At 61.7% G+C, this 13,142-nt stretch carries 9 protein-coding genes; 3 read left to right on the forward strand and 6 right to left on the reverse strand.

Going from position 1 to position 13,142, the window contains the following annotated elements:
* Positions 1-2: 2 nt before the first annotated feature.
* On the forward strand, positions 3-3,734 hold the full coding sequence (locus tag ACN0Q0_RS00365) for an AAA family ATPase (RefSeq protein WP_417241363.1): 3,732 nt from the start codon (positions 3-5) through the stop codon (positions 3,732-3,734).
* A 64-nt stretch (positions 3,735-3,798) separates the two neighbouring features.
* On the opposite strand, the gene ACN0Q0_RS00370 is transcribed toward ACN0Q0_RS00365, so the two are convergent.
* From ACN0Q0_RS00370 to ACN0Q0_RS00390, 5 genes are all read right to left on the reverse strand, one after another.
* Positions 3,799-5,697 carry a bifunctional sugar phosphate isomerase/epimerase/4-hydroxyphenylpyruvate dioxygenase family protein gene (locus tag ACN0Q0_RS00370; RefSeq protein WP_417241364.1) on the reverse strand — a complete coding sequence of 633 codons (1,899 nt, stop codon included), beginning with the start codon at positions 5,695-5,697 and terminating at the stop codon, positions 3,799-3,801.
* Between the two features lie 121 nt (positions 5,698-5,818).
* The gene (locus ACN0Q0_RS00375) at positions 5,819-7,594 is read right to left on the reverse strand and encodes a thiamine pyrophosphate-binding protein (protein ID WP_417241365.1); all 1,776 of its coding nucleotides are present in this window, start codon (positions 7,592-7,594) and stop codon (positions 5,819-5,821) included.
* Between the two features lies 1 nt (position 7,595).
* Positions 7,596-9,005: an aldehyde dehydrogenase family protein gene (locus ACN0Q0_RS00380; RefSeq protein WP_417241366.1), complete on the reverse strand. Its 1,410-nt coding sequence runs from the start codon at positions 9,003-9,005 to the stop codon at positions 7,596-7,598.
* Between the two features lie 33 nt (positions 9,006-9,038).
* Entirely contained in the window at positions 9,039-9,884 is an 846-nt protein-coding gene (locus ACN0Q0_RS00385; RefSeq protein ID WP_417241367.1) for a sugar phosphate isomerase/epimerase family protein, read from the reverse strand.
* Positions 9,884-10,810, reverse strand: a complete 927-nt coding sequence (locus tag ACN0Q0_RS00390) for a hydroxymethylglutaryl-CoA lyase (RefSeq protein WP_417241368.1) — start codon at positions 10,808-10,810, stop codon at positions 9,884-9,886. The genes ACN0Q0_RS00385 and ACN0Q0_RS00390 overlap by 1 nt, the downstream gene beginning before the upstream one ends.
* Positions 10,811-10,930: 120 nt before the next feature.
* On the opposite strand from ACN0Q0_RS00390, the gene ACN0Q0_RS00395 reads away from it, so the two are divergent.
* Both ACN0Q0_RS00395 and aroQ read left to right on the forward strand, forming a co-directional pair.
* Positions 10,931-11,842 carry a LysR family transcriptional regulator gene (locus tag ACN0Q0_RS00395; protein ID WP_417241369.1) on the forward strand — a complete coding sequence of 304 codons (912 nt, stop codon included), beginning with the start codon at positions 10,931-10,933 and terminating at the stop codon, positions 11,840-11,842.
* A gap of 95 nt (positions 11,843-11,937) precedes the next feature.
* Complete coding sequence (gene aroQ / locus ACN0Q0_RS00400; RefSeq protein ID WP_417241370.1) at positions 11,938-12,378, forward strand: type II 3-dehydroquinate dehydratase; 441 nt, start codon at positions 11,938-11,940, stop codon at positions 12,376-12,378.
* Here aroQ and ACN0Q0_RS00405 read toward each other — a convergent pair.
* A complete protein-coding gene (locus ACN0Q0_RS00405) occupies positions 12,364-13,044 on the reverse strand; it encodes a TetR/AcrR family transcriptional regulator (protein WP_417241371.1) in 681 nt (226 codons plus the stop codon). The genes aroQ and ACN0Q0_RS00405 overlap by 15 nt on opposite strands.
* Positions 13,045-13,142: the final 98 nt, after the last annotated feature.

Raw genomic sequence — 13,142 nt, forward strand, 5'->3', positions numbered from 1 at the left:
CCATGCACATTCTGTCCATACGCGGCCAAAACATCGCCAGTCTCGCCAAACCGTTCGAGATATGCCTCGACCAGGATCCGCTGCGTTCGGCAGGCCTGTTTGCCATCACCGGCGAAACCGGCGCGGGAAAATCGAGCATCCTCGACGCCATGTGCCTCGCCCTTTATGCCAATTGCCCGCGCCTGTCGGGGGACGGGACGCGCGAGAGCATCGCGGATATCGACGGTCATGCCCTCAAATCAAACGACCCGCGCATGGCGTTGCGGCGCGGGGCCGCAACAGGCTACGCCGAGGTGACGTTTCAGGCCAATGACGGCGCGGTCTATACCGCCGCATGGCAGGCCCGCCGCGCCCGCGACAAGATCGACGGGCGGCTACAATCCATCGAGCGCAGCCTGATGCGCACCGCCGACACGCAAATCATAGAAACCCAAGCCTCGCGGGTGAACGACAGGATCGTCGAACTCACGGGGCTGACCTATGACGAGTTTCGCCGCACGGTGCTACTGGCCCAAGGCGACTTTGACGCCTTTCTGGGCGCCAAGACCGATGAACGCGCCGCGATCCTTGAAAAGGTCACAGGCACAGGCATCTACCGCAACATTTCGCGGCATATCTTTGAGCGCCACCGCGATGCGCAATCCGCCCTCAAGACGCTCGAAACACGGCGCGGCGAGCATCGGTTGCTCACGCCGGAGGCCCGTGATGCCCTCACGGCCGCCATCACCGACCTGCGCGCACAAGAGGCGGCAGACGCGATTGCGCACGCGGAGGTTCAGGCCGGTCTCGACACATACAAAGCCACCGAAGCCGCACAGACGCACCTTGAGACCGCCACACAGCGCGTCGCACGGGCGGTGGCGCAGCTTGCCACCCTGTCCGACGATCAGAAATGGCTCGCGCAATGGGACACCGCGCAGGGTCTGCGTGGCGAGGTCCGCGCCCTCACCGAGGCCGTAGCGGCACAGGAGGCGGCCATCGCCGATTGCGCAGATCTCACCGCGCAGAATGCCGCCCAAAAGGCCGCCGTAACGACGGCCCGAACCCGACTGGAGGCGGCCAAGGCCGATCGCACAGCGGCGGAAACGGCGTTCAAAACCTTTGGTCCCGATTGGGACAACGCCGCCCGTCTCGACAGCCAGATCACCACAGCCACACAGGAACAGGGCCGCGCCGCCCGAACCCTCGCAGAGCGGAAAACACACGAAGCGGCCTGTGATGCCGATCACGCCGCACTGGAACAGCAAGCGGCCTCCCTCACCGCCACCATCGAGACGCTGCGCACCGAATTGCAAGCCACCCGAGGCCACGATGCGTTGCTGTCCAACCGGGCGATGATCGACGACCGGCTAGAAACCCGCATTGCCCAGTCAGACCGTGCGGCGCGCGCCACATCCGAAGCCATGCGCCTGTCTGACACCATCGCCGCCGACACCGGACGCCGCGCAAAATACGTGACGGACATTGATGCCGCAAACGCAACAATCACCAAAGCCCGCACCGCACAGGACACCCTCGAAGCAGAGCGCACGCGCCTGACGGCTTGCGACCCTGCCGGACAACTCGAGCGGGTCGGACAGGCCCGGATCGCGCTGCAATCCCTGCGCCAAGCCGCCACAGCCCTACGGGACGCCGATGCGGCTCTGGCCTTGAGCCAACAGGCGCTTGCGGATGCACAGACCGATCTGGAAACACATAAAGCGGCGCAAGAACAGGCCGAGACGCGGCGCACCGCAGCCGAGCGGCTTATCGCGGCCTTGCGTCAGCCCGCACAAACCGCCGCGGCCGCCGTATCGCACGAGGCCGCACATTTGCGCCAACACCTTGTCGATGGCGCCCCTTGTCCCGTGTGTCAGTCCACCGCCCACCCGGTGATGGCAAACACCGCCTTGGCGCAACTGGCGACGGAACTGCGCACGCAGCTCGAAACCGCGCAAAACGACCGCGACACTGCGCATTCCGAGGCAAGCCACGCCGCCACGCAGAGCTCCGCAGCCCAAGAGATCATTGCCACACAAACGGACAAGGCGCCCCACCTTGCCGCTCAAATCAAAGAGGCCGAAACAGGTGTCGCTCAGGCGCTTGAGCGGTTGGAAAAGTGCGCTCTGTTTGATGATCTACCCGATGATCCACGCACGCCCGACACGCAATTTTCCGCACTGAACGACCAACTGGACACATGGCGCGACCAACACGAAGCGGCACACACCCGCCTTGCGGCGCTCAACCGCGACCACCAAACCGCCGCCAGTGAAATCGAAGCCTCCACGGCCCAAATCGCCACGTGCGATACGCAAATCCGGGCGATTGATGCGGCAATTTCACAGACCCAAGCGGCAATCACGGCCCAAGAGCACGCGGCAACAACCGCACGCGATGCGGTGGCCGATATTGACCGGCGGTTGGAGCCGCTATTGGCCCCGACAGCGGTGCGGGCCGCCCTTTTTGACGCGGATGCCACGGCCCGCCTTGAGGATTTGCGCGGGACGGTTGCCCGATTGGTCGCCACCCGAAACAGCATCGACACCGCTCTGGCGGAACGCACCGACACCGATGCCAAACGCGCCACATCCCGCGCGGCGGTGGACAGCGCACGCCTGAACCGCGAAACCGCCGCAACGATAGAGGCCGAGCGCATGGACACGGTGAACCGGCTGCGCATGGAACGCCACGGATTGCTTGGCGGCGAGGACACCGCGGCACACCGCACACGGCACAACAACTGGCGCACAAAAGCCCACGCAGAGTTCGACGCGGCACAGGCGCATGCGGGCGCGCAGACCACCGATCTTGCCGCATTGGCCAGTGCGCTCAAAGCCGCCGAAGCGACCAGGGAAAAGGCCGGCATACGGGCGGGCGCCGCCGAAACCGCGCTCGTTGAAGCCTGTACAGCGGCGGGGCTTGGCCTTGCGCATGTGCGCGATCTGCACGCGGCGGATGTTGCGACGGTAGAGGCCACCCGCGCGGGTCTCAAGGCGGCACAGACGGAACTGGCCGCCGCCGAAGGCGCACACAAAGAGCGCGAAACCGAATGTGCCGCATTGATCGCCAAGGGGCGACCGACGCAGGGCAAAGACGACCTGACCGCACAAAAGGCCGCGATCGAGGGCCGAAACCGCGCGCGCGGCGAGACGCTCGGGCGGCTGTCGCAGCAACTCGAGACCGATGCACAGGCCGCAAAACTGTTGTCGGGTCTGGAAACCGGGATCGAGGCGGCACGCAAGGTTTCAGAGACATGGACGGCGGTCAACGATGCCATCGGGTCGGCCAAAGGCGACAAATTTGCCCAAATCGCACAGGCCGTCACGCTGTCGCTCCTGGTCGAGCGGGCCAACCTGCACCTTGACGATCTCAAACCGCGCTACCAGTTGCGGGTGGCGTCGAGCGACCTGGCGCTGCACGTCATCGACCGCGATATGGCCGGAGATGCACGCCCCACGCGGCTGTTGTCGGGCGGCGAGCGGTTTTTGGTCTCACTCGCCCTCGCCTTGGCGCTTTCGGGAATGGGCGGTCGCGGCACGCTTGCCGGCACGTTGTTCATCGACGAGGGCTTTGGCTCTCTGGATGCCGATAGTCTGGACCTTGCGATCGACGCATTGGAGCGGCTTCAGGCACAGGGGCGCACCATCGGCGTAATCAGCCACGTCCAAGCGATGAAAGACCGCATTCCGGTACAGGTGCAGGTGGTCAAAACCGGTGGCGGGGCCAGTGAGGTGACCGTCGCGGTCCGCTAATCACGACGACCGAACAGCACGACCGCCTCCGGCCCCGAATTGCGTATCCGTGGATTGCACAGGGTCAGCGGCGCGGCATACCGGCGGGGCGGGCCAGTCGTTTCTGGGCGGCGGTGCGGAATGGCGCATTGGGCTTGCCAAAACCGTCATAGCCATTGCGGCGCTCGATGATCTCGAAAAAGAACCCCTCGCCATAGGGGCGGCTGTAGAGTTGGAAAAACGCGCCATTCTCATCCTCGTCATAGAGGATATTCGCGGCCTTGAGACGGGCCAAAAGCGCGGCATCAATGTCGAACCGCGTGACAAGATCGGCGTAGTAGTTTTCCGAAATGGGCAATGCCTTGAACCCCAGATCTGCCAGTTTTCCGGCGGTGTCCAACAGGTCATCGGTGGCAAAAGCAAGGTGTTGCACCGAGGATCCGTAGCTGTCGGCGATAAACCGTCCGGCCAATGTGCGATGCGTATCCGCACCGTTGAGCGTCAGGCGAAACACCCCGTCGGGGGTCTGCACCGCGCGGCTATGGACCAACCCGTTGGGGTCGACCACATCGACAAGCGGCGTGCGCTCGACGTCAAAGATCGCGTCATAAAACAGCGTCCACGTTTGCATCTCTTCGAAATTCATCACCTGCGCGATGTGATCGATCCGCGTCAGGCCCGCACCGGGGCCGGTCGCGCCCTGCTCCACTTTGGTAAACTCTTTGTCCCAGACCCCCGCCAGTTCCGAATGGCGGTCCAGAAAATGCAGGACCGAGCCCCCGACACCGCGCACGGCGGGGATGTCCAGTTCGTCCTTGCCGCGCTTTTGCGAGAACAGGTTGGCGCCCAGAACACGGGCGCGTTCAACGGCCGCCGCAGCATCCGCAACATGTAACCCGATGTCGCACACGGAGGTGCCGTGCATGATATAGGCCGAGTGCGCAAAGCCCTCACGTTCGGTGTTGACAACAAGGTTGATGTCGCCCTGTCGCCACAGGTCGATGTCCTTGGCCACGTGGCGCGACACTTTGGAAAACCCGAGCGTGCTCAACATGGCGCCAAGTGTTTCGGCTTCTTCTTCGCTGGCGGTAAATTCGACGAACTCGACGCCGTTGACTTTGACACGCGACGGCATCGCCGGCGGGGCCAGAGCAGCATTGAGATCGGGGGTCACGCCACGCACCTTATCCATCAGACTCAACAGCGACCGTTTGCCATCGACCGCAATCACGCGGGGGCTGCCCGCACGGAACTGGTCATTGAGAATTTCAAGCGACAGCGGCCCCGCGTATCCCGTGGCCGCCACCGCCGCCATAAAGTCGACCAGAGCCAGATCGCCCTCCCCCGGCATGGTCCGAAAATGGCGCGACCAGTATTCGAGGTTCATTTCGATCAGCGGCGCATCGGCCAGTTGAACATGGAAAATCCGGTCACCGGGGATGGAGCGCATGGCGCTAAGATCGGACCCGATTGCCAAGGTGTGAAAACTGTCGAGGATCAGACCCACGGACGGGTGACCGGCGCGGCGCACCACCTCCCACGCATCGCGGTAATCCTTTACGTGTGTCCCCCATGCGCGGGCCTCGTAGCCCACGCGCAGACCGCGTTTTGCCGCCCGTTCGCCAAGCTCGCGAAAATCGGCGGCCATGCGGTCGATACCGCCAAGCGCCTTGTCGTGGGTGGTTGAACTGACGAGCAGCAACTCGCAGCCCAGTTCCTGCATCAGGTCGAATTTGCGCTCGACCCGATCAAAGGCCCGTGCGCGCAACGGCTCCGGCAGCCCTTCGAAATCGCGCAGCGGCTGGAACAGGTCGATGGTCATGCCATGGCCACGCACCATCTCCCCCACATCGGCGGGCGAACCGTCGAAGGTGATGAAATCCTGTTCGAAAATCTCGATCCCGTCAAAGCCGGCCGCGGCAATCGCCGTGAGCTTTTCACCGAGATCACCCGCAATCGAAACAGTGGCAATAGACGTTTTCATGGCATCGCTCCTAATATGGTCATGGGGTATCGGGGGCCGCGTTACGGGGGCATCGACGGCATATTGTACCACATAGTACATTTAAGCCAGCGAAATGATGCCCCCGACGCGTCAAGCGCGGTCAGTCGGTCGAAACATGACCGACGCCCCCCTCGGGCGAGTAGATATCGAGGATGTTCCAATGCCCCGAGGTGGGCGTCGGGTTGTTGATCATCGCCACATCAATCACCGTCGGGCGACCGCTTGCGATGGCGGCCTCAAGGGCGGGTTTGAAATCGGCGGCGCAGGCCACGCGCACCCCGTCACACCCGTAGGCGCGGGCGATGGTGGCGTAGTCGGGGGTCTGTTCCAACGGGCTTGGCGCTTTGGGAAACAGCGTGCCGTAGTTGAGGTCGTAATGCGCCTTTTGCAGACCCGCGATGGTGCCGTAAGCGTTGTTGTTCATCACCACCCAGATCACCGGCAGGTTCATCTCGGCGGCGGTGGCCAAGACGGCGGGGTTCTGGCCAAAACCGCCATCCCCCACCAAGGAGATGACCACGCGGTCGGGGGCGGCAATCTTGGCGCCCACGGCGGCGGGCGGGCCAAATCCCATGGTCGCAAAGCCACCGGGGATCAACGCGGTGCCGGGCGTGTAGATGTCAAATTGCTGCGCCACGCCGTTTTTGTTCCATCCGACATCGGAGGTCAGATAGGCGTCACGCGGCATCGCCGCCCGCAAATCGGCCAGAATGCGTTCGGGCATCATCGGGAAGGCATCCGATTGCTGCATCTCGACGTTCGAGGCGGCAAATCCGGAGCGGAACGCGGCGATATCGTTGCGCAACTGATCGCGTGACACGCCCTCGGGCAGCATCTCTTTGGCGACACGCACCAAGACCTTAAGCGCCGCTTTCAGATCCGCCACGGCTCCGATTTCAACCGGGTAGTTGCGGCCGATTTCTTGCGGTTCAATGTCGATATGGATCAGCTTCGCGCCGCCCTCGCCAATGTTGAACGTGTACTCGGGATACCATGAGGAACAATCGGCCTCCTTGAACCGTGTGCCAAGCGCCAGTATCCAGTCCGCATTCAGCGTTTGCTGGTTGGTAAATGTTGTCCCCCAGAACCCCGTCATGCCAAGCACCAAGGGGTGATCGTCGGGCAATGCGCCCTTGCCCATCAGCGAATGCGCCACAGGCAGGTCCAAGTGATCGACCAAGGCCCGCAACTCGTCCCATGCCTTGGCCAGAAGGATGCCGCCACCCGCCTGAACAACGGGGCGCTCGGCCTTGACCAGACTGGCGACAATCTCGCGGGCGGTCTCGTCGTCGAGCGACGGTTTGCGCATCGCTTTGGTGTTCGCCCCAAGACGCGCCCAAAGGGCATCGTCGATATGGGCGGAAAAGTAGTCCATCGGCACGTTGACCAACACCGGACCCGGTTGACCGCTTTCGGCCAGAGCAAAGGCTTTCTCGATGATTTCGGGCAAAAGCTCGGGCGTATCGACCCGCCATGCGCGTTTCACAAAGGGGCGGTAAATCTCGTATTGCGACGCATCGGCGTGCAGATTGACCTCCTGATGCGGATGTTTGCCGTAGTAGTAGGACGGAATATCGCCCGCAATCACCACCATCGGAATACAGTCAAGCGCCGCATTGGCCACGCCCGTGGCCGCATTGGTCAGACCCGGCGAGAGGTGTGACAGCACCACCGACGCCCTGCCCGTCACCCGCGCATACCCATCCGCCGCATGGGCGCTGATCTGTTCGTGACGCACGTTCACAAAATCGATGCCGCTCTCGGACATCGCCGCCAGAACGGCAATGTTGGTATGGCCACACAGACCAAAGATATGTTTGACACCGCGCCCCTCGAGATAGGCGCACAGTTGCTTTGCGATCTCTTGCTTGGCCATTTTACAAGGTCTCCGTGTTGTAGAATTCACCGAACAATTCGGCATCGGATGGACGGTCCATCGGGATGGGATGCGCGACCCATGTGACGTTCATGTAGTGTTTGAGCGACACATTTTCGTTGGTGATATTGCCGCCCCAGATGCCACAGCCCAACGAACTGGTCATCGGCATGCCGTTTTCAAAACTGCCTGCGTTGGCTTTGGATTGCGGTTGGCGCACCATCACACGGCTCACGGGCGCATTGGCGGCATGGGCCAGAATACGGTCCTCGTCGAACGAATAGATGCCGCACGAATGGCCGATGCCGCCCACAGCGTAAATCTGGCGCACTTTGGCGAGGGCCTCATCGAAATCGGCAAACTTGTAGAGCGCCATCACCACACAGAGCTTTTCGCCCGAGAATTTATGCGCTTTGCCGATCTCCTCTTGCTCGACCATGATGAATTTACGGTCGGCAGGAATGTCAAAGCCCGCAAACTCGGCAATCTTTTGCGCGGAAATGGCGACGGTTTCGATCCGGCGGCCGCCTTCGGGGGTCCAAAGCGCCTTTTCAATCAGCGCCTTTTCATCCGCATTACACAGATAGCCACCCTCGGCCTCAAGCGCATCGCGCATCTCGTCATAGACCTGTGCGGCAATCAACAGGTTGCCATCCGCCGAACAGCCCGATCCGAAATCGGAGGTCTTGGAAATGCGCGAATTCATCGCGGCCTCTTTGATGTCGGCGGTTTCGTCGATCACCATCGTCGAGTTGCCCGCGCCCACACCATAGGCGGGTTTGCCGCTCGAATAGGCGGCATGCACCATCGGCTTCCCCCCCGTGGCAAAGGTGACGTCACATTCGGCCATCAGTTCGTTGGTCATCGGGATCGACGGCTGCGTGATACATTGGAACAGATCCTCGGGCGCGCCGAGTTTTTTGCAGGTTTCGCGCATCACGCGCACCATTTCGGCCGTTGTCGCTTTGGCACGCGGGTGCGGCGAAAAGATCGCGGCGTTTTTGCATTTGATCGCGTAGATGCCCGTCACCGGAGGGGTGAGTTCGGGGTTGGTGGTGGGGATCAACGAGGCGATGACACCGGCGGGTTTGGCGATTTTGGTCAGGCCTTTGACCTTGTCCACCTCGATCACACCGACCGATTTTTGACGCAGCGCATCGCGCAACACGCCGAGGATCTTGAACCGCTTGCCCGCACGGCCCTCGCGGTCACCGATGCCGCTTTCGTCCACGCCCATTTGCGCAATGCGCACAAAGGTCTTTTCGTTGCCACAGGCCCAGCCCAAAGCGCGGGCCAAACGGTCCACCTGTTCCTGATCGTAGTCCTTGATCGCGTCCATCGCGGCGCGGGCGCGGGCAATCATATCGGCTACGGTTTGTTTCTCGTCGGGGGTCAGTTCGCGTGGTGCCATGAGGTCCTCCAGTGGATGTCGGTGGGCGGGGGATCAGCCCCCTGCCGTGTTGCGAATAAAAGCGGGGGGTGCCTGATGATCGAACACCGCCTTGGCGGCGGTCAGGCAATTGCGGGCGTGCTGTTCGTGGCCAAGTTCGGCCGAACGGGCGGCGTTGGGCAGTTCCAAAGCCAAGGGGATGTTCGGGAACAGATCATTGAGCGCCGAGAAATCAATCGCCCCCTCACCCGGATACAGACGCGCATCGCGGGCGACGTGGATCATCTCGTTCTTGGTATAAACCAGATCATCGGCGTCACAGATGTGCAGGAAATTGATCCAATGGGCGGGCAAGCGTCCCAAGGCAAACAGCGGCGTTTTGTTGAAATGCATATAGAGCGTATCGGCCAACAGACCCTGGTTCGGGCAATCCGCCAGTTCCAACACCTCGACACAATCCTCAAGGGTGGTGAGGCGCGAAAACGCCGGAAACTCCAGATTGACGGTCAGACCAAAGGGGCGCGCCAAGGCACAGATTTCGCTGAACCGGTCCACGACAAAACCGCGGTCGTTGCGCACATCGGTCCACGCCGAACAGATCACCTGACGCGCCCCAAGCGCGGCGCCGGCCTCAAAGGCGGGCAGAAAGCCTTGCGGATCGATCTCGCGGTGGATACGGGCCAGTTCGATGTCGAAACAATTCACCCCCGTGCGGGCCAGTGCGGCGCGGGTCTCGCGGATGACGGCGGGGGCGGTCGGATCAATGTCGGGCTCGCCTGCCACGTTCAGATGGATCAACCGGAAACTCGCGTGGCTATAGCCCGCAGCGGCGGCGATTTCGACCTGTTCGGGCGGCGTCACACCGGGAATGGTCAGGTAGGACAAAGCGTAATCGCGCATCACACCGACTCCCCTGTCGACAGATCCCACGGCGGCGGCGCGACATGCCCCATCCGTCCGGGCAAGACGCGGTCCAACAATGTCTCGGCCCGGGCCACGACGGGGCGCAGCGCCTTCCAGTCGATGCCCGTGTCGAGCCCCAGTTCGCCACAGGCAAAGGCAGCGTCTTCGGTGGCGATATTTCCGGTGGCTTTGGGAATGAACGGACATCCGCCCAACCCGCCCAAGGCCGCGTCAAAAATGCGCACGCCCGCTTGCAGGCCCGCGACCATATTGGCCATGCCCATCCCGCGCGTGTCATGCAGATGCAACGACAGATCGGGCGCAATACGGCCCTCCAGATAGGTGGCCAACTCATAGACCTGTTTGGGATTGGCCAGTCCCGCCGTATCGGCCAGATTGATCTCGTGCACGCCCATATCCGCGAAAAAGCGCGCGATCTCGATCACATGCGCGGGGTCGATGCGCCCCTCGAAACCACAGCCCAACGCTGACTGGATGCCCGCCCGCACGATCACACCCTCGGACAGGGCTTTTTCGATCACGGGGGCAATGGCCGCACGGGCTTCGGCGATACTGCGGTTGGTGTTCTTTTGCGAATGGGTTTCACTGGCCGAAATGGAAATCGACAGGTGGCGCACACCGACCGCAAGGGCGCGGTCCAACCCCGCCTTGTTGAGTACAAGCGCGGTATAGGTCACGCCCGGCTTGGGGGTAATCGCATCGAACAAGGCATCGGTGTCGGCCATTTGCGGCACCCACTTGGGATGCACGAACGACCCCAACTGGATACGCCGCACCCCGGCCTGTTCCAACGCGGTCACGAACTCCAGTTTCTCGGGAATCGAAAACAGGCGGCGCTCGTTTTGCAATCCGTCGCGCAGAAACTCGTCCTCGATCAGCACATCTCCAGACATATCGTACATGGCCTCACCCCCGTTTTGCAGTCGAGGCCACCATAGAGAGATGCAAAACTTAACTCGAATACCGTATTTGACGGTTGAGCAAACATGATGTTAATTTAAACCACACCACGAGGAGGCCTCATGCTGACACTCAGACAAATCGAAGTGATCCGCGCCATTATGGTGGCCGGCACGGTCAAGGGCGCGGCGGAGCTGCTCAACGTGTCCGCCCCCGGCATCAGCCGCGTGATGAAGCACACCGAAAGTCAGGTCGGGGTGCGGCTGTTTTCGCGCACCCATGGCCGCTATGCGCCCACCGACGAGGCCCGCGACATTTTTGCGCAAATCACGGGTGTGTTCCAGTCGGTCGAGAACCTGCAATACGCAATCGAAGCCCTCAAGGCCGGTGCCGCGCGCAGCGTCGGGTTCGCGGCCGTCCCCTCCATCGCGCACCACGTTTTTCCCGCCGCAATCAAACGACTGCACGACCGGTTTCCCGAATTGCGTCTCACGCTGAACACGATCAAAATCGAGGAAGCCATCGATTATTTGTTGTTGCGCAAAGGCGAGGTGGCGGTGCTCAGCTACAAGCTCGACCACCCCGGCCTGACGATGCAGCCGCTTTACAACGGGCGGCTCGTGACCATCCTGCCCGAGGATCACCCTTTGGCCAGATCGGCCTCGGTGTCGGTTCACGATCTGGTACGCGAGAGCCTCATCGGGATTGTGCCCGATGATCCCTACGGGCGCATTCTGGCGGAGCCGTTCCGCCAATACGGGTTGGACGTGACCTTCACGATCGAGGCCCGCACGGGTCAAACCATCGCCGCCCTCGTCGGTCAGGGATTGGGCGTGGCAATCATGGACGAGCTGTCGCTCTCCGGTCCCGTGCGCCATCCGGGCATCGTTATCCGCCCGCTGAGCGAGCCTTCCGTTTTTCGCACCTATGCGGCCTTTAATGCCGACCACCCGCGGTCGATCTTTGCCGACGGGTTGGTGGAATTGCTACGTGACGAGATGAGCCGCGCCGCACAGTTCGGCCCCAAAACATAACACAAGGTTTGCCAAAGCCGACATTTCGGCATTCGAAGTCAATTCCCGTCCCGTGCTAGAGATCCCGCACACGCAGATGGAAAGTGACCCGCGCCATGACCAAAACGATCTTTATCCTCAACGGCCCGAATCTGAACCTATTGGGCAAACGCCAACCCGACATCTATGGCCACGAGACGCTCGACGATGTCGAGGCCGCCTGCGCAAGGGTCGGGGACGCCTTTCAATTAGAGGTGCGCCTGTTGCAGTCCAACCACGAGGGGCAAATCGTCGACTGGATCCATGAGGCGCGTGAGGTTGCGGGCGGGATCATCATCAACCCCGGAGCGCTGACCCATACATCCGTGGCTGTGCTCGACGCGCTCAACACCTTTGACGGCCCCGTGTTCGAGGTCCACATCAGCCAGATCCACAAACGCGAGGCCTTTCGCCACCACTCCTTTGTCAGCCACCGCGCCGACGGCGTCATGGCGGGATTTGGCATCGAGGGTTACGCCTTGGCGATGCGCCGCATGGGCAGCCTATTGGCCCCGTGATGCAAGATCGCGGGCGAGGGCCTCGGGCGTCATAACCGACTGGACAATCATATCCGCGACGTTCCTGCGAATGGCCTTTTGCCCCTCGGGTGAATGGACCCGCGCCCCGAAGCCCAGTTTAAAGGTGTGTTGGTTCGAGACGTTGTAAAAACACAGCGCCGAGATGGCCCAGTGCACCTCGACAGGCACACAGCCCGCACGAAACACGCCCTCCTCGACCCCTTTGGAATAAATTTCCGCAACCGTATCCACGGCCCGTTGGTTCAATTGCCGGATGACGTCGGAATGCTCGAGGTATTTGCCGTGGTGGGTGTTCTCAATGGCGATCAGACGCACGAAATTCGGGTTTTCGGCGTGAAAGTCAAAACTGAACTCCACCAAGTCCCGCAAGGCCTGAACAGGGTCGGTGACGCTGACGACAAACTGCCCCTCGCCCTCGCGCACCTGACGGTAGTGCATCTCAAGCGCCGCACGGTACAGCCCCTCTTTGTCCCCGAAGTAATAGTAGATCATCCGCTTGGATGTCGCGGTCTGTTTGGCAATCTCGTCAATGCGCGCCCCCGTCAGGCCATGCGCGGCGAACTGTTCGACAGCCACCCGCAAGATATCGGCTTTGACGGTATCAGGATCTTGTTTCCACTGTGTTTTTCTCGGTTCTTTTGCCAACACATATCTCCCCGTGTGCCTGTGTATCCTCCTCGAATACCACAGAATTAACGGGGCAGTACAAAATATTTGACAAATTAACCGTTCGGTACATTATG

The sequence above is a fragment of the Celeribacter sp. genome (genome assembly GCF_048259695.1).
Classification (GTDB): domain Bacteria; phylum Pseudomonadota; class Alphaproteobacteria; order Rhodobacterales; family Rhodobacteraceae; genus Celeribacter.